Source organism: Anabaena azotica FACHB-119, from assembly GCF_014697625.1.
GTDB lineage: Bacteria > Cyanobacteriota > Cyanobacteriia > Cyanobacteriales > Nostocaceae > Trichormus > Trichormus azoticus_A.
Genome location: NZ_JACJSG010000030.1, coordinates 1 through 21,206, shown reverse-complemented (window position 1 = coordinate 21,206; position 21,206 = coordinate 1). Strand labels below are relative to the sequence as shown.

General features: G+C 42.0%; 15 protein-coding genes. 11 read left to right on the top strand and 4 right to left on the bottom strand.

The window, feature by feature from the left end; translation table 11 throughout:
- Positions 1 to 73 precede the first annotated feature (73 nt).
- Both H6G83_RS20870 and H6G83_RS20865 read left to right on the top strand, forming a co-directional pair.
- A complete protein-coding gene (locus H6G83_RS20870) occupies positions 74 to 829 on the top strand; it encodes a glucose 1-dehydrogenase (RefSeq protein ID WP_190475838.1) in 756 nt (251 codons plus the stop codon).
- Positions 830 to 1,007: 178 nt separating this feature from the next.
- Positions 1,008 to 1,730 (top strand): SDR family NAD(P)-dependent oxidoreductase, encoded by a 723-nt coding sequence (locus tag H6G83_RS20865; protein WP_190475836.1) that lies wholly within the window; start codon positions 1,008 to 1,010, stop codon positions 1,728 to 1,730.
- A gap of 117 nt (positions 1,731 to 1,847) precedes the next feature.
- On the opposite strand, the gene lepA is transcribed toward H6G83_RS20865, so the two are convergent.
- Entirely contained in the window at positions 1,848 to 3,659 is a 1,812-nt protein-coding gene (gene lepA, locus H6G83_RS20860; RefSeq protein ID WP_190475834.1) for a translation elongation factor 4, read from the bottom strand.
- 954 nt (positions 3,660 to 4,613) lie between these two features.
- On the opposite strand from lepA, the gene H6G83_RS20855 reads away from it, so the two are divergent.
- The 3 genes from H6G83_RS20855 to H6G83_RS20845 all read left to right on the top strand — a co-directional run bounded on the left by H6G83_RS20855 (position 4,614) and on the right by H6G83_RS20845 (position 8,108).
- Positions 4,614 to 4,850: a hypothetical protein gene (locus H6G83_RS20855; protein WP_190475832.1), complete on the top strand. Its 237-nt coding sequence runs from the start codon at positions 4,614 to 4,616 to the stop codon at positions 4,848 to 4,850.
- Positions 4,851 to 5,032: 182 nt separating this feature from the next.
- The gene (locus H6G83_RS20850) at positions 5,033 to 6,787 is read left to right on the top strand and encodes a sensor histidine kinase (protein WP_190475830.1); all 1,755 of its coding nucleotides are present in this window, start codon (positions 5,033 to 5,035) and stop codon (positions 6,785 to 6,787) included.
- 190 nt (positions 6,788 to 6,977) lie between these two features.
- A complete protein-coding gene (locus H6G83_RS20845; RefSeq protein ID WP_190475828.1) occupies positions 6,978 to 8,108 on the top strand; it encodes a serine/threonine-protein kinase in 1,131 nt (376 codons plus the stop codon).
- Positions 8,109 to 8,329: 221 nt separating this feature from the next.
- Here the strand turns inward: H6G83_RS20845 and H6G83_RS20840 are convergent, their stop codons facing one another.
- Positions 8,330 to 8,752, bottom strand: coding sequence for a hypothetical protein (locus tag H6G83_RS20840; protein ID WP_190475826.1), 423 nt, complete (start codon positions 8,750 to 8,752; stop codon positions 8,330 to 8,332).
- Between the two features lie 665 nt (positions 8,753 to 9,417).
- Here H6G83_RS20840 and H6G83_RS20835 point away from each other — a divergent pair.
- The 6 genes from H6G83_RS20835 to H6G83_RS35990 all read left to right on the top strand — a co-directional run bounded on the left by H6G83_RS20835 (position 9,418) and on the right by H6G83_RS35990 (position 18,391).
- On the top strand, positions 9,418 to 10,728 hold the full coding sequence (locus H6G83_RS20835; RefSeq protein WP_190475824.1) for a hypothetical protein: 1,311 nt from the start codon (positions 9,418 to 9,420) through the stop codon (positions 10,726 to 10,728).
- Positions 10,729 to 11,338: 610 nt separating this feature from the next.
- Positions 11,339 to 11,611: a GlsB/YeaQ/YmgE family stress response membrane protein gene (locus H6G83_RS20830; RefSeq protein ID WP_190475821.1), complete on the top strand. Its 273-nt coding sequence runs from the start codon at positions 11,339 to 11,341 to the stop codon at positions 11,609 to 11,611.
- Between the two features lie 213 nt (positions 11,612 to 11,824).
- A complete protein-coding gene (locus H6G83_RS20825) occupies positions 11,825 to 12,517 on the top strand; it encodes a manganese catalase family protein (RefSeq protein WP_190475819.1) in 693 nt (230 codons plus the stop codon).
- 466 nt (positions 12,518 to 12,983) lie between these two features.
- The gene (locus H6G83_RS20820) at positions 12,984 to 13,736 is read left to right on the top strand and encodes a DUF3891 family protein (protein ID WP_190475818.1); all 753 of its coding nucleotides are present in this window, start codon (positions 12,984 to 12,986) and stop codon (positions 13,734 to 13,736) included.
- A gap of 963 nt (positions 13,737 to 14,699) precedes the next feature.
- Complete coding sequence (locus H6G83_RS20815; RefSeq protein WP_190475815.1) at positions 14,700 to 17,819, top strand: hybrid sensor histidine kinase/response regulator; 3,120 nt, start codon at positions 14,700 to 14,702, stop codon at positions 17,817 to 17,819.
- A 443-nt stretch (positions 17,820 to 18,262) separates the two neighbouring features.
- A complete protein-coding gene (locus H6G83_RS35990) occupies positions 18,263 to 18,391 on the top strand; it encodes a hypothetical protein (RefSeq protein ID WP_277876384.1) in 129 nt (42 codons plus the stop codon).
- Here the strand turns inward: H6G83_RS35990 and purH are convergent.
- Complete coding sequence (gene purH / locus H6G83_RS20810) at positions 18,383 to 19,903, bottom strand: bifunctional phosphoribosylaminoimidazolecarboxamide formyltransferase/IMP cyclohydrolase (RefSeq protein WP_190475813.1); 1,521 nt, start codon at positions 19,901 to 19,903, stop codon at positions 18,383 to 18,385. The two genes, H6G83_RS35990 and purH, sit on opposite strands and share 9 nt — an antisense overlap.
- Positions 19,904 to 20,052: 149 nt before the next feature.
- Positions 20,053 to 20,916: a carboxylating nicotinate-nucleotide diphosphorylase gene (nadC, locus tag H6G83_RS20805; protein WP_190475811.1), complete on the bottom strand. Its 864-nt coding sequence runs from the start codon at positions 20,914 to 20,916 to the stop codon at positions 20,053 to 20,055.
- Between the last annotated feature and the right edge of the window lie 290 nt (positions 20,917 to 21,206).

Genomic DNA, 21,206 nt, shown 5'->3' with positions numbered 1-21,206 from the left:
CAGAAAGTACCTACTTGTGCAGCACAATCCAAATCAGGCACACTGCTTTATGGGTGAAAGCGGAGAAATTTGGATGATTTCGTTAGAAAACAAAGTGGCTCTTGTCACTGGTGGTACTTCTGGGATTGGGCGAACTACGGCGATCGCTTTAGCTCGTGCTGGTGCTAAAGTTGTTGTCGTGGGGCGGCGGGAGGAAGAAGGCAATGAAACCGTTAGCTCAATTCATCAGGAAGGCAGTGAAGGTTTATTTATTAAAGCCGATGTCTCTGGGGAAGCAGAGATAAAATCTACTATTGCCAGCGTTGTCAATAAGTTTGGTCAGTTGGATATTGCATTCAATAACGCAGGGATGCTAGGACAAAATGCTTTACTGGCAGAGCAGACTGAGCAAACCTATGACCGAGTTTTTGCAGTCAACGTTAAGGGAGTGTTTCTGTGTATGAAGCACGAAATTACTCAGATGTTGACACAAGGCAATGGCGGCGTAATTGTCAACACAGCTTCTATCAATGGTTTCCGCCCTCTATCACCGGGCTTATCGCTTTATGATGCCTCAAAAACAGCTGTAGTCATGCTGACAAAAGCCGCAGCCCTAGAATATGCGTCTCACAAAATTCGCATAAATGCGATCGCACCAGGCCCAATAGAAACAGAAATGCTCAATCAAGCAACTGGTGGTAATACCAAAGCCTTTGAAAGTTTTGTTCCCGCAGGGCGTTTGGGCAAACCCGAAGACATTGCCAATGCTGTGCTTTGGTTATGTTCTGACGCTACCGATTTTGTCAACGGACATACCCTTGCTGTTGATGGTGGCATACTCGCAGCGTGATTACTGCCTCAACAGGACTTACGCATCAAAGTTGTCTGTTGAGGCAGGGTGTAAGGGTTTTAAAGATTTACACCCCTATACCCCTATACCCCTACACCCTTGCCCAAACCTTGATTTTTCGTTTTTATGCGTGAGGCCTACTCAATTTGGATATTCGGCATAACAACATACAAACATTATGAACAAACTAGACAACAAAATCACCCTAATTCTTGGTGGTGCAGGCAATGTTGGCGAAGGTATTGTCAGAGCATTCCTGAAAGCTGGTGCTATAGTAGCCGTACCTTCACGTAAAGCCGAGAAACTTGAGGAACTACGCAATTATTTAGGCGAACTGGCTCATCCAGAACGCTTTATTCCCATCGTGGGCGACATTGGGACAGTAGATAGTGCAGAAAGTATCCGCGACCAACTGCTAAAACAATTTGGTAAGCTGGATGCCGTAGTTGCTTCCCTTGGCGGTTGGTGGTTTGGTAACAAACCTGTTACCGAAGTCTCAATTACCGAATGGCAACAATATTTAGATAGTAATTTAACGAGTCACTTCATCGCCGCCCGCACCTTTATACCAGTTCTCAAAGAACATAAAGGTGCTAGCTATACCCTAATTGGTGGAGCCGCCGCCGAAGTACCAATTCCTAATGTCAGCCCTGTCAGCATTCCTGCTGCTGGACAACTGATGTTGGCTCAGGTATTGATGCAGGAAAACAAGGGTAGCGCTGTGCGAATTAATGAAGTCATTGTTCATAGTTGGGTAGCCACCCGCAGCAGCAAAGAACGTAGTCAACCAACGTGGATTAGTGCTGATGATATTGGCGAATTTACAGCTTGGCTGGCTAGTGACGCAGCATCAATGGTCAATAGCAGTCTTCTACGATTGTATGAAAAGCCTACTGCTTAGGTAGTTTCCTCCAAAATAAAAACTCTCTGTGTCTCCGTGTCTCTGTGGTGAATTAAACACAGAGACTCAGAGGCACAGAGAGAAGAAAATGTATCACCCTGATTGAGTAGCGGTGTTCTAGCTTTGGTCTAACCGCAACACCGCCATAAAAGCCTCTTGAGGTACATCTACCGTACCTACAGCTTTCATCCGCTTTTTACCCTTCGCCTGTTTCTGTAACAGTTTCTTCTTCCGGCTGATGTCACCGCCGTAGCACTTAGCAAGCACATCCTTACGCAAAGCGGGGATATGTTCACTGGCAATAACTTTACTACCAATGGATGCTTGAATGGGGACTTTGAATTGGTGACGTGGGATCAACTCTTTGAGTTTTTCCGCCATCGACCTTCCCACACCATAAGCTTTATCACGGTGGACTATCATGGCTAAGGAATCGACGGGATCGCCGTTAATCATGATATCCAACTTCACCAGAGGATTTTCTCGGTAGCCGATGAGATGATATTCCATACTGGCATAACCGCGCGATCGCGATTTCATCTGGTCGAAAAAGTCGGTGACAACTTCCGCCAAAGGAATCTCATAAGTTAAGGTGGTACGTCCTTGGGTGAGATATTTCATATCTTTGAAAATACCCCGGCGATTTTGCGACAACTCCATCAAAGTCCCCACAAAAGTTTCCGGCGTAATCATTTCTACTTGGACGTAGGGTTCCTCAATCCTTTCGCGATCGTTGGGGGCGGGTAAATGGCTAGGATTATCAATATACAGTTCTTCGCCTTTGGTGGTAATAACCTTATATACCACCGACGGGGCTGTAATAATTAAATCCAGGTTATATTCCCTCTCCAAACGTTCCTGCACAATTTCCATATGCAGCAAACCCAAGAACCCGCAACGGAAGCCGAAACCCATCGCACTAGAAGTTTCTGGTTCATATTGCAGTGCAGCATCATTTAGCCGCAGCTTTTCTAAGGCTTCCCGCAAATCTTCAAATTGGTCAGCATCGATGGGGAACATACCACAGAACACCATCGGGTTGGCTTCTGTGTAACCGGGTAAAGCTTCGCTGGCTTTGGCGTTAGATAAGGTAATTGTGTCACCCACCCGCGCATCAGCCACCGCTTTAATTGCGGCTGCTAAATAACCCACCTCCCCGGCGTGGAGTTCATCGACTTGCTTTTGTGTGGGAGAAAGCACGCCTAACTCATCGATTTCGTATTCTTTACCCGAAGCCATGAGATAAATGCGATCGCCTTTCTTCACCGTCCCATCCATCACCCGGAAGTATACAATTACACCCCGATAGCTGTCATAATAGCTATCGAAGATTAACGCCCGTAAGCGTTCTTTGGTTGTATCTGGTGCTGGCGGTACACGTTCCACAATCGCTTCCAGAATCTCATCAATACCGATCCCTTCCTTAGCCGAAGCCAGAATTGCCCCGCTACAATCAAGACCGATAATTTCCTCAATTTCACTGATTACCCGGTCTGGTTCCGCCCCTGGTAAGTCAATTTTGTTGAGAACCGGGATAATTTCCAGATTGTGTTCCAGTGCTAAATAGACATTTGCCAAAGTTTGCGCCTCAACACCTTGAGACGCATCTACCACAAGCAAAGCGCCCTCACAAGCCGCCAAACTGCGTGACACTTCATAAGAGAAATCCACATGACCCGGCGTATCAATTAAATTCAATACATACTGCTGACCATCTTTGGCTTGATAATTCATCCGGGCAGCTTGCAGCTTAATTGTAATGCCGCGCTCCCGTTCCAAATCCATGTTGTCGAGAAACTGTTCCTTCATCTGCCGCTCGTCAACAGTGCCAGTGGCTTGCAGTAAGCGATCGGCCAAGGTAGATTTCCCATGATCGATGTGAGCAATAATACAAAAATTGCGAATGCGAACTGCGGGAACGTCAGTCATATACTAATCTTTGCTGAAGCAGCAACCAAGGTTAAAAGAGCATTTACTTCATGTATTTTAATGCTTTATTAGTCATTAGTCAGTTGTCAGTTGTCAGTTGTCAGTTGTCAGTTATCAGTTATCAGTTGTCAGTTGTTATTTTTCCCTTTCTCCTTTCCCCCTTCCCCCTTCTCTTTTTCACCTTCCCCTTTCCCCCTTCCCCTTCCCCTTCCCCTTTCCCCCTTCCCCTTTCCCCAGTCCCCAATTTAAAGATTACTCACAGACTTTTTAAGAATCTCTGTAAAGTCTATTTTTCTCTGCTAGTAATCATCTACCAGGAGCGTACAATAAATATATATAAGTACATAGTGTAGATTTCACCATCCCCGCACTTTTAGGGCGGGGATTGTCTAAACCAATGTGCGACAACGCAAGAGGTGAATACCGCACCATAGACACAGTTTAGAACACATTTCCAGATACTTCCCTAGTCTGGACTATTTGTCAGCCTAATTGGTTAGGCGTTGGGTAAAGCCAAGACATCTTAGCTGTGTTGCGGGAAGGGACTAGAACGGGTTTGCTGGTTCCAGGGCTTATCGCCATTTAAAAACCAGCATTTAACTTTAAGCCGTTGTAGAAAGACGGGGTTTCAAACCCATTTTTCTGATGAGCAATTACCACCCGTATTTGCTCGGAATCTCTGGTTTACTGACAAAACTTCTGGACTGCTTACAAAGTTCAGATGCCTGTGGCAAGCCGCTTTCAGCGTCTACGGAGGAAGCCTCCGCTCTGACTTAATTGTCTAGAACGTTCTATGAAAATTGCCACTGGACTATCTGATGCTGTTAGTTTGGGGAAATTTCGGGGAATTATGTAATTATAAACATTTAATCTTTTGTCAGTAAAATAACCCGAACAGTGAATACAACCGCTTTTCAAAGCTTGTTACAAGACAGTTCCTGAGTATATAAACCTATGAATATGAAAGAAAGAGCTACCGATGGGGAATCCAATCAAGCCGATAAGGTAGAAATCGCTGTCCAACTGGATTCGGAATTACTCGAACAAATTCAGCACCTGACTAATGATCCCAGTAAGGTGATTGAGGTAGCGATTCGTCAATGGTTGCGAGGCGAAGCTCTCAGAGATGATGAACTGACGCGCAGCCCCCATCGCGTACCTGTTCCTCCCCGTGGAGAATGGAATGATTGACTTCATGAATAGGCTGTGAAGAATCAAGTCTAAAAATATGAAGTTTGTCAATCTCAAGGACACAAAAGTTAAAGTACGCAATACTCAGTATGTTTAAGCTATAAAATTTTACGCCAAGCTTTGTCCAGCCTTCGTAAAACTGTTGTGAGTTGCCATTTGTCCATCCAACTCGATTCGATGCAATGACTATCACTGCCAATTCCCACTTGCCAAATAGATTTTCCCAAAACTTGGAATCAATTAATCATAAGGCTAATAGCTTATTAGCTACCCTCGGCGCTGAGTTGGTATATGTGCAGGATGGGACAGGGCGTTACCTGTCCTTTTTTTGGCAGAAAAGCGAACTTTTGGGTTTCAACCCAGAGCAGATAGTAGCTGATGGCAATTCACAAGAAATCTTTGCCCCAGTGGACAAGGTTTCCTATATGGAAAGATTGCATCAAGTGATGACAAATTTGGTTCCAGAAAAGTTTCCCTTCTGGTTTAGTTGTCATCAAAATCTATTCGAGTTGGAATTGGTGATTAGTCCGATTATGACACCGTTGGGAACGGCAGCTACTACTGTCCTAGTCATGGGAAGGTTATTACAAGTTAAGGCGAACAACCAGGAAGTGAATGTAGCAATTACTACGCCAACTCAAATAGACCTAGTATTGCGATCGCAGCAACACCAAAGACTCGTAAACAAAATTACCAGAAATATTCGCCGGACATTAGATTTAGACGCAATTTGGCAGCAAACAGTAGACTCTCTAGGCAAAGCACTCAAGCTAGAACGCTGTATTATCTGTCCCTACCAGCCCTCTAGCTCAAAAGTGCGTGTAATTGCCGAATATCATCAACCAGACCGCGCTTCAATGTTGGGTTTGGAAATAGATGTGACTACTGAACAAGCCTTTGCTCAAGCTTTATCAACCTTGGAACCAATAATTATGGAAGTTCCAGGTTATGATCTTTGTCCCCAACAAAACATATTAGTAGTAGCCACCTGTTATCAAGACCAAGCTAATGGTTTGATTGCGATCAGCTTGCAAGATGAATGTTATCCCCTAACTAACTGCGAAATAGAACTAGCTAAGGAAGTAGCGGATCAGTTAGGAACTGCGATCGCTCATGCTACCTTATATAAAGAATTAGAAGCAGCCAGACAAAAAGCCGAAGAAGCCTCCCGCCTCAAAAGTGAGTTTCTCGCTAACGTCTCCCACGAAATTCGCACCCCCCTAAACGGTATGATAGGTTTCCTCAAGCTGATTTTAGAGGGTATGGCAGATGATGCTGAAGAAAAAAATCAATTTTTATCCGAAGCCCATCAATTATCTTTACATCTGCTCAACATTATCAACGACATCCTAGACATAGCCAAAATTGAAGCCGGCAAAATGGAGTTAGTTTGCGCTCCCGTCAAGCTACAAGAGCTATTCTGTGATGTAGACAACTTCATGCGCCCACAAGCAGAGGTCAAAAATCTCAGTTTCCGAATGCAGTTACCCCATACCTCAGATGAAATTGTCGTTGAAGGCAATTACCAACGGTTGCTGCAAGTCATGTTAAATATAGTCGGTAATGCCATTAAATTTACTCATGAAGGCGGTATTACTGTCACCGCCGATGTTGTATTGAAAAAAGGAAAATTTCCAGAAAAGCAATTCCCTGGCATGGTAAGAGTCAGAATAGCCGATACTGGTATTGGCGTTTCCTTAGATCAACAAGACAAACTATTTCAACTATTCTCTCAAGTAGATGGTTCCCGCACCCGTCAGTATGGTGGTACAGGTTTAGGGCTAGCCATATCCCAGAAACTTGTAGAGACGATGGGCGGCGAAGTGCATTTTTACAGCCTGGGTGAAGGACTAGGTTCTACAGTCACCTTCACAGTACCCCTATACCAGCAGCCGGTGATGCTGTCCTCTAGTGATAGTGCTTCTAGTATTGATTAAGAAATGATTTATCAAGTAATTTCTGGGGTAGCAAAAGTTGTCATGTATCCAAATAAAAAGCAGCTTTTTAACCTGTCACCTGTCCCCTATCACCTGTCCCCTACTATATATCATTGGCGAACATAACCACTCTTGTCTAGCACAGGGCAAAATAAAGACAGTAAGCGCGAACTAAAACGCCATCCTGCTAATGAGTTACTGTCTTAACCCCCGTTGTTCAAAACCCGAAAACCCTCACGATGTGAAGTTTTGCCAGAGTTGTGGTTCTAAGCTACTCCTCAAAGAACGCTACCGCGCCGTTAAGCCAATTGGACAAGGTGGTTTTGGTAGGACTTTTTTGGCTGTGGATGAGGATAAGCCGTCCAAACCCCGATGTGTAATTAAGCAATTCTATCCCCAAGCCCAAGGTACTAACACAGTCCAAAAGGCGGTGGAGTTATTTAACCAAGAAGCGGTGCAGTTGGATGAATTGGGTAAACATCCACAAATACCCGAACTTTTAGCTTATTTTACCCAAGACGATCGCCAGTATTTGGTACAAGAATTTATCGACGGGTTAAATTTAGCACAGGAACTAGCACACAAAGGTGCTTTTAATGAAACGCAGATTAGGCAGTTACTCAATGATTTATTACCTGTACTACAATTTTGTCATGCTCGGCAAGTAATTCATCGAGATATTAAACCAGAAAATATTATTTTACGTAGTAGCGATCGCAAATTAGTATTAGTAGATTTTGGTGCTTCTAAATCTGCCACTGGCACAGCTTTGAGTCACACTGGTACAAGTATCGGTACACCTGAATATGTCGCCCCAGAACAAATTAGAGGTAGGGCAATGTTTGCCAGTGATATATATAGTTTAGGGGCGACTTGTATTAATTTATTAACTGGGCGATCGCCTTTCGATTCCTATGATACTAATCATGGTACTTGGATTTGGCAGCAATATTTAGCAACACCAGTTAGTAGCGATTTACAGCGAATCATCAACAGGATGTTAGAAAGTATTCCCGCTAGGCGCTATCAAACTGTAGATGAAGTCTTGAAGGATTTAAACCAAAAGTCTCCAGCACAAAATCCCCCAGCAACAACAATTCCGCCAACACCACAACCCACTCCCCCAAAAGCGGTAGCCAAAACTCAAAGCCAAATTGATTTAGAATTGGAAGAATTAAAAACTCAATTTTTAGTAGGGGGCCAACCAAAACCGCAAAATATACAACCCCAACCTACCACTAATAACTCAGCCAATAAAAGCGAAATTGATCAAGAGTTAGAAGAGTTAAAAGCTAAATATCTTGGTAATAACAACCCATAAAATGATGATATCAAAAGTGCAATAAAAAGCGATCGCTCTCATCATACCAGGACTTATGCAACTGGCAGTTGGGGTAGGGTGCGTCAGATGTGGAAAATCCTTGAATATGTACGAAATTATTGGTGCTGACGCACCCTAAAGTTAGTTTGATTATGACACTGGCGTAAGTCCTACATACCTTCAGAGGCGATCGCTTTTTTCCCAAAATCAGCAGACAAGCTTTAATTACTCACACCTGATAATGAGTATCGAGATAACAGCGCCCTCAGTTTCAGATTTGTTAACTGTTCTATGGCTTTGATCAGATGCTGCTGTTCTGGTTGCAGTTCCAGTGCAGTCAAACCCTCATTCAAGCCATCACCAGATTGTAGTCGATGCCTCAGTTCATCACGTTGCGAAACATCTAAAACTGCCTGGATTTCTTTATTCCTACGTTGCAGCACAGCTTGCAGTCGTTGACGCTGCAAAGGAGTCAAATCCAAATCAGAAAAAGAAGGGTATGCAGTCACCAAATTAGCAGCCGGGGCATGAATTGCGCTCAAGGGAGTATGAAATCCCAATGGTGCTGCCATTGCTGGCATAAATAGGTTCAAAGCAAGGATGGTGACTAATACAGCCAGCCACTTCGGAAAATTAATTGCCATATTCAGCAGTTTCCAGACAGAATTTAGTTAGGGGTTGCCTGTTGTGCAGGTCTCAAGGTTCACATTTGAGATTTTCCCACTCTCCAAGGGACGTTTTCTCTAAAATGATCACTCTCATTCTGAGGCTACACCCAAGGGAAAAACAACGGAGTCTCTGAAATGACTGTTTTGTGTTAAGGAGAACCACTGCCTTCTCCCAACACGAAATATTCACAGCCACCTACTTAGTTGAATATACTGACAGTCTTGATAAAAGAATACTAAATATTGTGAGTAAGAGATTGAAAAGGAAAAATTAAAGATTTAAGTGGATTTACCCTTATTTTTTAAAGTCTTTAATTTGCATAATAAATGCAACTATAACCTTTTAATTTAATGATTGAACAACTTTGTTAACTGTAGGATGACTATTCGCACGAAAAAATCATAATAATAGACAATACTTCACTTAAATGTCATTCAGACATCAAAAACAAACCCTCTTATATATAGCAGTCGCTAGATAAGCTCGGATTGAAGGGAACGATAAAATCCTTATAGCTAAAAGCTTTGAGTCTGTTATTTGACTCCTGCTATATATAAAAATTTCTAGCAAATTTTTATACAATTATCCGCAACTTTATTCGGACTTTAGATTAACAAAATACTATTGGTGGGATAGATATATGCTTTTCTGCATATCTGAACGTCAGATGCACTGGGTGCGCTGTATGTTAGCTTCTGCATGGCTGACAATAATTGCTTCTTTGTTGTATGACCCTTGGCTCCCAGCATTAGCTATACTCAATCAAACTTTGCTCCCACCAAAACTGCCTAGTTGTATTCAACTACAAGGTAAATGCTTATTGGAACAAGCAAATTCCCCAGGAACAACCCTAATGTGGGGTGTAATTGTACCTGGATCAATTTTTATTGTCCTTGTTTTTGGGCATGAACTGTGGCGGCGTATTTGTCCTCTCAGCTTTCTCTCACAAATTCCTCGCGCCTTGGGTTGGCAACGTCAAACCAAATGTAGGCATTCAAGGACAGGGAAAACATACTACACATTAGTAAAAGTTAGCCCAAAATCCTGGTTGGGGAAAAATTACGCTTACCTACAGTTCGGATGGTTATTTACCGGACTATGTGGTCGCTTATTATTTTTCGATGCCGATCGCCTAGTTCTGGCATTATGGTTATTGTTCACGATTATTTTCGCTATTAGCATTGGCTACCTGTATAGCGGCAAAACTTGGTGTAATTATTTCTGTCCAATGGCTCCGGTAGAAAAAATTTATAGTCCATTTGGGGGATTATTTAGTAGTAAGGCTAACAACAATAATCAACTAATTACCCCGTCAATATGCCGTATTGTTTCCCCAGAGGGTAAAGAAAAAAGTGCCTGTGTTGGGTGTAAAAGCCTTTGTGTTGATATCGACGCTGAACGAGCCTATTGGGAAGAATTGAAGAAGCCACCTGAATCCTTTGTACGTTACAGCTACGTCGGTTTAGTCATTGGTTACTTTGTTTACTACTACCTTTATGCAGGCAATTGGGAATATTACTTTTCTGGTGCTTGGGTGCGACAAACTAACCAGCTTGCATTAGTATTGAAACCTGGATTCTATTTATTTGGACAGGAACTTAACATACCCAAATTAATAGCTGTGCCTATAACACTGGGAGGATTTACAGCCTTTACCTATTTTTTAGGGTACTTTGTGGAAAAACAAGCAAAAGCTTACAGTCATCACTACAATCTCAATCTATCTTCAGATATAATTCGTCATCGTATTTATACCCTTTCCACCTTTGGAATTTTCAATTTCTTTTTTATCTTTGGTGGTCGTCCTCTAATTTTATTACTGCCATTATGGACACAATATATTTATAATTCACTCTTAGTCCTAGTCAGTACACTGTGGTTGTACAAAACTTGGTCACACAGTCCCAGTCCCAGTCTTTATTTACGCGGCAGTATTGACAATAATTTCTAGTTGTCAGTAATTAGCCTGACTTAATCAGGACTTACGCAACTTGCATATGGGGTAGGGTGCATCATATGTGACAAATCCTTGAATATGTACGAAATTATTGGGGCTGACACACCCTACAGCACATGGGGTAGGGTGTGTCAGATGTGAAAAATCCTTGAATGTGTAGGAAATTATTGGGGCTGACGCACCCTACAGTTAATTTGATTATGACACTTGCGTAAGTCCTATTAATATCAAAGGCTAATAAAGCTTATTTTTCTGTGAAATTAAGTTTTATAAAAAACTACTGAGAAAGTATATAATTATTAATATTGACAGCAACTAGCTGGTTGAAAGAACAAATTACTCTCTAGACTTAAATCCTACTTTTCTTACAACTAGTAGAAAGCTAGTAACTCAAGTTATAAGCTTACAGATTCTTGCTCTATTATTCAAGTTGGAAAGTTATCTTACCAAACAAACTCCTATCTATAACCAGTAACTAGTTAATCACCAGCCTAATTACTATATCTATCTTCTGGTTTTTCCCATTTATCTCATTTGGAAGAAACAATTGTAAAGCAGAGTTAGTAATCTGGATACAGAAGCGAGTTAATTTTTTGAGGTCATTATGAATATTATTGCTTGGGTAATATTAGGTCTTTTAGCTGGTGCGATCGCCAAAGCTATTTATCCCGGTTCACAAGGCGGCGGTATTCTCTCCACAATCATTTTAGGTATTGTTGGTGCGTTTATTGGTGGTAGTTTATATAGCCTATTTTCCACGGGAAGTTTACAACTTGCAGCTACTTCTTTAAGTCTTCCTGGTCTTCTAATTGCCGTTATTGGGGCCATCATTGCTATCTATCTTTGGGGACTACTCAGCAGAAGCAGAAGCGTCTAATTTTAGCAATCAAAATGCACAAAACGCAAGAAGCCAGTCTTTTCTATCTTTAGAATTAAAATAACTGGCTTCTCATCAAATGCTTTCTGAAATATCAGTATTTTGATGCAGAAATCAATAATCAGCTTTTTTACTAACTGTAATTACTTAAATAGTAGTTACTAAGTATTTGCTTAGTATTTTACTTGTGAAAATTAACCAAAGAGGCAGTTGATGTTTTACCACAAGAAAGAACCAATTCATGTTGTAAATATAGATGAAGCTAATCCTCGTTTTGCTCAATTACTCTTAGAGCAATTTGGAGGAGCAACAGGAGAATTATCCGCAGCATTACAATATTGGGTGCAATCATTCCACGTTGAAAATGCTGGGATTAAAGATATGTTGCAAGATATCGCCATCGAAGAATTTAGTCATTTAGAGATGGTTGGTAAACTCATCGAAGCACATACAAAGAATGTGGATCAAACAGAGGCTTATAAAAGTACCCTCTTTGCTGTAAGAGGTATGGGGCCTCACTTCTTAGATAGTCAAGGTAATGCTTGGACAGCAAATTATCTGAATGAAGGCGGCGATGTAGTTAGAGATTTGCGAGCTAACATTGCAGCTGAGGCTGGAGCGCGTCAAACTTACGAAGAGTTAATTAAGTTATCACCAGATCAGGGAACTAAGCAAACTTTAGTTCATCTTCTCACAAGGGAAATCTCTCATACCCAGATGTTTATGAAAGCTTTAGATTCACTGGGTAAATTAACAGATCCCTTCTTTGGCAATGTCCAACCTGACGAAACCGTAGCGCTCTATTACAACTTATCATCCAACGGCAACGGTCATGATGAACGCGGCCCCTGGAACTCAGAGCCAACATTCAATTATGTAGCTAACCCCTTGGAAAAACACTCCTAATTCAAGATATGGGGTTTCAGTTAGTTACAGGTTTGGGTTGTTAAGCAACTTGTCAATTAAGTTACCCAACAAATCTATTTTAACCTGAGTTCGATGAACCTCTCCCTCCCAACCTCCCTCTCCTAAAAGGAGAGGGAGGAGAAATGAAAAAAATCACTGTCTTACTCCCCTCTCCTCGTAGGAGAGGGGTTGGGGGTGAGGTCAAAACAACGCTTGTCGAACTCACGTTATTTTAATGGGTAACTATTTGAGAAGACTACTTTAGGTAGGGTGGGCATTGCCCACCAAAGCCATGATATGGTGGGCAATGCCCACCCTACAAATACTACATATACTGAGATTTTTCAGAAATCAAATCAGATTCCTATATGTAACGTATTTTCCTTTTAAGAACTAACTTATTAAATATTTTATTTGCCTAGAATCTATTTTAAGAATCACAACTTAAAACAGAGGAGATTAATTTGTGATTGTAAATGCAACACCGACTGGATGGGAAGTTATTTATCATCGCGCTCATGCTTTATTAGCAGCTCAATTAGCGGGACAATGGAAACGTAAAAACTCTCCACCCAGGATCTACGAAACCTTAGCCGCAATTTCTCACCATGATGACTTAGAAAAAGAATGGGAAGAGGATAATCTCACTGAAGCAGGTGCGCCTAAAGATTTTTTAATGACTAATGATACCTTAACGCCAGATAGCACGGAGGAATCATTTAAAAAACTAGCTGATCTAGCTAAGAATGCTCGTTATCGGGGACGCTGGGTAGCTATGTTAATTTCTATGCACATTAGCCGTTTGAATGAAAGTAAACGGGGACAGTGTGCTGCATTCGATAAATTTTTAGATGAACAACTAGAAAATCAACAGCATTACCGTGAAGAACTCGGTATAGAAAAGGATGACACAGTTGCGGCTTATGCTTTTATGCAGTGGTGCGATCGCCTCTCTCTCATCCTATGCCAAAAAGAGTTACCAGCAGATGAACGTTTCTTAGAAATTAGTAAAGGCCCAGATGGTAAACGCTATGATATTATGCAACGTAGCGATAATCTAGTCACCGTCGAACCTTGGCCTTTTGAAGATGATAAGTTCACTGTCAATGTCGAAGCTTGTGACTTACATAAAGTCAAGTTTAAAAGTAACGCCGAACTCACTAAAGCACTACAAACCGCCCCAATTAAGGTGCTAGAGTGGACTTTTATTAAAAGTTAGATATAGCAGGGGACAGGTTCAAAAGCTGCTTGGTTATGAGGATTTTATGATTTAACTATGTCCTCACCTATCTGGCTACTGCCATAACTATTCATAGCTGGTATATTCTACACCAATCAAAAAGCATCTGGGAGTGTTGCCGTGTTTCCACCCCAGACGCTTTTTAGTTTCAACTTGCTCCTCACACAAATAAGAAGATATCACCCCTAATTTCCATAAGTAGGTATATTGTGTGACACTTTGCTAACCGCACAAAGAATATTGCCCACAAATAAAAAGCGCCTGGGAGTGTTGCCGTGTTTCCACCCCAGACGCTTTTTATTTCTGACTTTGCTCCTCACACACAAATAAAACATAGCACTGGTTATTATTAAAAGTAAATCTATCCTGTGACAGTTTGTTTTCTGCACAAAATAGGCAGGGTTTTTGAAATCATGAAAAAACGCCTGGGAGTGTTGCCGTGTTTCCACCCCAGGCGTTTTCTACTTTTAACTTGCTCCTCACACACAAGTAGAATCTATCACTTGTCTTGGGGAATGGCAAGTATAATGTGTGACTCTTCATAAATTCTTTAAATTAAGTTTGAAAATCGGTACTAGTAATTAACTTTTCTTAATAAAGTTGACTTTTTATCCTGCGTGATAAGATTCATACTTGAAGCTCTCAAATATTGGTAGGGGTTGCCCTGCATTGTTCAGGTTTTCGGGCTTGAGGTCACTGTCGTCAATTAGCGTTGGGTCTTGCCCACCCTACAGATATTATTATATACACTGAGATTTTTTCACTAGTCAAATCGGATTCCAATAATATACAAAAGTAGTTTATTGATCTCCCTTCACTTAATAAATCCAGAATTATTTAATTTTTAATTAGAAGTAAAATATATATCTTAAGACTGTTGACCATTATAAGAAGAAAACTCTATGTCTTGTAAACAGGTTACTGCCAAGGATTAAATGCAGTATGACATATATCCAGCGCTCTCATTTAAAATGTTACAGTATATCTATTGTGTCGGTATTATTGGCGCTGTTACTTGGCATAATTCTGGAAGGGTCTTTAAAACTAGAAATTTCGCCACTTTTGCTTGCTTGTGAAATTTTTAGTAGCTGGTACGGTGGATTAGCACCTGGGATAGTTGCTACAGTTTTGGCTATAATAGTTAAAGATTACTTCTTGATTGAGCCTTTTAACTCACTAGTAGTTAGTCAAGGGAATGAGGTAATAAATTTAATTGTTTTATGCTTACTAGGACTACTATTTAGTTTATTAAATTCACAAAGACTTACTGTTAAGCAAATATCAGAGGCAAAGTTGGCGAAGCTAAAAGTCAGCTATCAGCATTTATTAGAAACAGCCCATGAAGGTATTTGGATATTCGACAAGCAAGGCAAGACAGAGTATGTCAACCCTCGACTAGCCCAGATGCTAAATTATAGTATTGAACAAATGGGCGATCGCTCCATTTTTGATTTTATAGAACCTCAGCCTCGACAAGTAATTCAGCAATGGCTAGAGCAACCACACCATCAACCAACTAAACAGCAGTGGGAATTACGTTTACAACGTCAAGATCAAGCGCCGCTTTGGGTAATTGTTTCCATTAGTTACCTAGTAGATCAAGATCACCAATTCTCTACTGTGCTGGCTGTACTTACCGATATCACACAGCGTCAGCAAGCCCAAGAGATAGCACCAGGACAACCAAAAACTGACATTGAACGTCAGCGCCTACAAGCTATCCTCGATATCTTACCTGTAGGCGTATTAATTTCTGATCCTCAAGGACAGCTTTTAGAAATCAACCCAGCCGTCAAAGCAATTTGGGGTGAAGATGCTCCCTTACTGGATAATATCAATCAATACCATGAGTATAAAGGATGGTGGGCGGATACAGGCAAACCCCTGGCATCCCAAGATTGGACGCTTGCCCGTACCTTAGCTACAGGTAAGGCGATAATTGGCGAAGAGATTGATATAGAAACATTTGATGGGGAGAGGAAAACTATTCTCAACTCCGCTATCCCTATTAAAGACGAAACCGGAGCAATTATTAATGCGATCGCTGTCAACATAGATATTAGCCATCGCAAACAGGTAGAAGCAGCACTACGGCAGAGCGAAACCATAGCCAAAGCCAGAGCAGAAGAGCTGGAAACCATTATGGAGACAGTACCGGCGGCTGTCTGGATAGCACATGATCCTCAGTGCCATTCTATGAGTGTTAACCGCGCAGCCTATGAAATGATGCGGATGCCACCCGGCTCAATTATGACAGCTACTCCCGCTAGTGGGGAATACCCTTTCTTATTTAAAATTCAAAAAAATGGTCAAGATATTCCTCTGAATGAGTTGGCAATGCAGCAGGCGGGAATTACTGGGAAGGAGGTAGAAGCAGAATTTGAATTTGTCTTTAGTGCAGATGATGTCAGACACATTTATGGTAAAGCTGCCCCTTTACGTGATACAGATGGGAATGTCAGAGGCGTAATTGGAGCCTTTCTCGATATTACGGAACGCCAGCAGTTGATATCTCAACTACAACAAAGCGAATTAATGTTTCGTACATTAGCGAACACCATGCCGCAAATGTTCTGGATTACACATCCAGATGGCTATCATGAGTATTTTAATCAACGCTGGTACGACTATACAGGAAAAACGTCACAACAAGCTCAAGGTGAAGGATGGTTGAATATATTACACCCCGATGATGTGCGATCAACCATCACAAGATGGCAAAATAGCCTGGAAACTGGCAAAGATTATGAAACTGAGTTTCGTTTACGCCGTGCAGATGGAGAATACCGTTGGCATTTAGGACGAGCAATGCCATTAATTAATCAAGATGGTGAAATTATCAAATGGTTTGGTTCCTGTACTGAAATTCATGATCAAAAGTTAGCAGTTGAAGAACGCGCCCAAGCTTGGGAACGGGAACGCGCCGCCCGGATAGAATTAGAACAAGCCAACCGGATGAAGGATGATTTCTTAGCTATAGTATCTCATGAATTGCGATCGCCACTTAATCCCATTTTAGGCTGGGCAAAACTCCTCAAAAGTCGCAAGTTAGATCCCATCAAAACTCATCAAGCCCTAGAAGTTATCGAACGCAATGCTAAACTCCAAGCGCGGTTAATAGACGATTTACTCGATGTATCGCGCATCCTACGCGGTAAGCTGAGTTTGAATGTCTGTACAGTAGACTTAGTAGCTACCATTGAGGCTGCATTAGAAACGGTGCGTCTTACTGCTGAGGGTAAATCTATACAAATAGTAACTAAATTAACTGACCGTAGCTGTAAAGTAGAAGGAGACCCCAACCGTTTACAGCAGATAGTCTGGAATTTACTGACTAATGCCGTAAAATTCACCCCAGAAGGTGGTAGAGTAGAAATCACCTTAAAAACAGTTGATTCTTTAGCTCAAATTGAAGTCAGCGATACAGGAAAAGGTATAAGTTCCGATTTTCTACCATATGTATTTGAGCGCTTCCGCCAAGCTGATGAGGTAACAACTAGAAAATTTGGCGGATTAGGGTTAGGGTTAGCAATAGTCCGTCATCTTGTGGAACTCCACGGTGGTTCTGTACAAGTAACCAGCCCTGGAGAAGGTTTAGGCGCAACATTTACAGTCACCTTACCCATAATTGTCACTTCTCATTTAGATGAAAAGCATTTCTTCGCTGATATTACCCCAAATTTACAAGGCTTGCGGATGGTAGTTGTAGATGATGATGCGGATACCTTGCAATTACTCAGCCTTATTTTAGAACAGTATGGTATAGAAGTCAAGGCAGTAAGTTCAGCAAGGGAAGCATTGCAAGCGATCGCCCAAACCAAACCAGATATATTATTAAGTGATATTGGTATGCCAGATATCGATGGCTATATGCTAATTAAGCAAATCAGGGATATGGAAGTAGCATCAGATACAAGGCTAAGAGCGATCGCCCTTACTGCCTTTGCAGGCGAGACTAACTTCCAAAAGATAATGGCGGCTGGCTTCCAACAGCATCTTACCAAACCCGTAGAACCATCAGAATTAGCAACAGTAATAGCTAACGTCATGCAAAACAAATAATATCAAGTCCGGCTAATTACTGACGATATAGTTGCTAGGGTCGGTAATGGGTAATAGCGAATAGGTAATTGTTTTCTACCATTAGCAATTAGCAATTACCAATTACCAACCCCCAAGATATGATAAGTGATTAAGCGGACATGATATAACTCAGATTGAGTTCGTAATAAGGACTTTAGTCCTCCCATAAATTAAAAAGCGCCTAAAGTGTTACCGTGTTTCCACTTCCAGCGCTTTTAATTTCAACTTGCTCCTCACACAACTAGAGAATAACATCGCTTTCAAAACAAGGCGAGTATTAGAAGTGACACTTTACTAACTGCACCATATTCAGCAGTTATATCATGTCAGCTTATACCAGTTCTCTGTAATGATGCACTTAAGAATATGTTGATCCTTTCTTCCTTTGTGCCTTCTCTACGAGACGCTACGCGAATGCGCCTTTGCGTGAGCTTAATACTCTAGATTATGAAGTGCAGTTTTATCGAGAAATGGTATTAAACACTTATCATATTTTGCTAATGGGTAATGGTAACAGACAATTACCCATGACCGACCTCAGCTTAGTGTAAGAAATGACGCACACCAGTTATCACCATCGCCAAACCGAGTTCGTTAGCAGCCTTGATAGAATCTTGGTCATTTCGACTTCCACCAGGTTGGACAATAGCAGTGATCCCGGCGGCGGCGGCGGATCTGACAGTATCATCAAAAGGGAAAAAGCCATCGCTAGCGAGAATTGCACCTTGCGCTTTTTCTCCTGCTTGTTCAAGAGCAATTTTCGCAGAACCCACACGGTTCATTTGTCCTGCACCTACACCTAGAGTAGTGCGATCGCTTGTTACTACAATAGCATTAGATTTAACGTGCTTACAAACCTTCCAAGCAAACAGCAATTCCTCTAACTGATCATCTGTGGGTTGCACTTGGGTCACAACTTGCCATTGACTGGTATCAGCCACAATATCATCCGCAGCTTGCACAAGAAAACCTCCGGCAATTTGTTTTACCAATGTTTTAGGGCCATTACTCAAATCTGCCAATGTCAAAACCCGCACATTAGACTTCTTCGCCAGTATTTGCTGCGCCTCTGCATCACATTCAGGTGCAACCACACATTCTAAAAATGTCTTGGTTAACTCCTTAGCAGTAGCCGCATCAATAGGACGGTTCAGAGCGACAATACCCCCAAACGCCGAAGTAGCATCAGCATTAAAAGCCTTTTGATAAGCTTCAACAATAGTATCTCCCAACGCCGTACCGCAGGGATTGGTATGTTTAATAATAGTTGCGGCTGGGGTATCAGCGAACTCTGCAATAATTCGGCGTGCAGCCTCCAAATCTACCAAATTATTGTAACTAAGTTCCTTGCCTTGCAACTTATTAGCAGCCGCCCATCCTGTGGCTGTAGTTCCAGTTTGATACCAAGCTGCGCTTTGATGGGGGTTCTCACCATAACGCAGAGATTGCAATTCTGTCCCGCTTAGGGTGTGCTGTGGTGTACCTGCGAGGTAAGATGCGATCGCGCGATCGTAATTCGCCGTATGTAAAAATCCTTTCAAAGCCGCCTGCTGACGAAATTCTAAAGAAGCTTCCCCATTATTTTGACGTAGCTCTTGCAAATATTCATCATACTGTGCTGGGTCACATAACACAGTCAAATGAGCAAAATTCTTTGAAGAAGCCCGTAACATCGCCGGGCCGCCGATATCAATTTGCTCCACAGCTTCCGCCAAAGTAACCCCTGGTTTAGCAATAGTCTCTTCAAAAGGATAAAGATTCACCACCACCAAATCAATAGGACGAATTTGGTTATTTTCCAAATCTGCCACATCTTGAGCAACATCCCGCCTAGCCAAAATCCCCCCATGAATGCGCGGATGTAAAGTCTTCACCCGTCCACCTAAAATCTCAGGCGAACCTGTATAATCTGCAACTTTCGTCACAGGCAACCCCGCATCCTTGAGGGCTTGAGCCGTTCCTCCACTGCTGATTAAATCAAATTCAAATTCCTCAACCAAGCGACGGGCTAGGTCAATCAAACCAGTTTTATTAGATACACTCAGCAGTGCTAGACGCGCCATGTCTCAATTCCTCAGATGCCAAAGACCACAATTTTTACATAACCCTTGCATCACTTCAAGAGCTTGACGAAAGACGACACCTCTCAAATTCTTTTTGCGCCTTCTCTACGAGACACTACGCGAATGCGCCTTTGCGTGAAAAAAACACCTCAACTAATCTTCATACTTAAATCCAACCACCTCGACTGAGTAATTGGCGCACTACTAGAAATATAATCAACACCAGTCTCAGCCACAGCCCGAATAGTTTCCAGAGTCACATTGCCAGAAGCTTCAATTTTCACCCTACCATCCTGTTGACGAATTAACTGCACCGCCTGACGCATCAAATCAACAGGCATATTGTCCAACATAATAATGTCAGCCTGATATTCCAAAGCTTCCTTCACCTGCTCAAGAGTTTCTGTCTCTACTTCTATAGCTAACGTATAAGGAATCTGAGAACGAACAAGGGTAATAGCTTCACCAATTCCCCCAGCCGCCGCAATATGATTATCCTTAATCATCACCGCATCATCCAAGCCCATACGGTGATTAGTCGCCCCACCCACAGCAGTCGCGTACTTTTCCAACAGCCTCAACCCTGGCGTAGTTTTGCGCGTATCCACCAACTGAGCAGGTAAATCTGCAATTTGCTCTACATATTTATTAGTCAGAGTGGCAATTCCACTCAAGCGCATAGCTAAATTTAGCGCCACCCGTTCCCCCATCAACAAAGCATCAAGCGAACCAGACATTTCTGCCACTACCTGTCCCGGTTCACAGAGCGCACCTTCACCAGCAATAGCCTCAAAGCTAACTTTTTCATTTAAAAGCTGAAATACCCTAGCTGCAACAGGTAAGCCAGCAATTACCCCAGGTGCTTTCGCTACCCACCTCGCCGATCCTAAATTCACATCCGCCGCTAACAAACTATTTGTAGTGCGATCGCCCCGACCAACATCTTCCAACAACCAGCCCCGTAATAACGGATCTAAAACCAACCAAGGAGGTAAAACACCATATTTACTCACAATTCTATATACTTCCCTAATTACCGCAAGGAATACTATAGCCTAAAACCCTCATCCTATAAGCGTTACTGCGACATCACAAAAAAAGGCGAAAAAACTTTGCCAAAACAGTTGACACTCTCTTGTAGGTTAGCTATATTGAATAAGTGCCTAAGAGACGGACGCGATAAAGCGACCCTCAAAGGAGCCGAACCATGAAAATATTATAGTTTGAAAGCTAGTATACAACAATAGCCTGCGTCAAGAAAATAAAAAACACCGGGCTGAGGTGTAAAACCAGCCAATTGAGC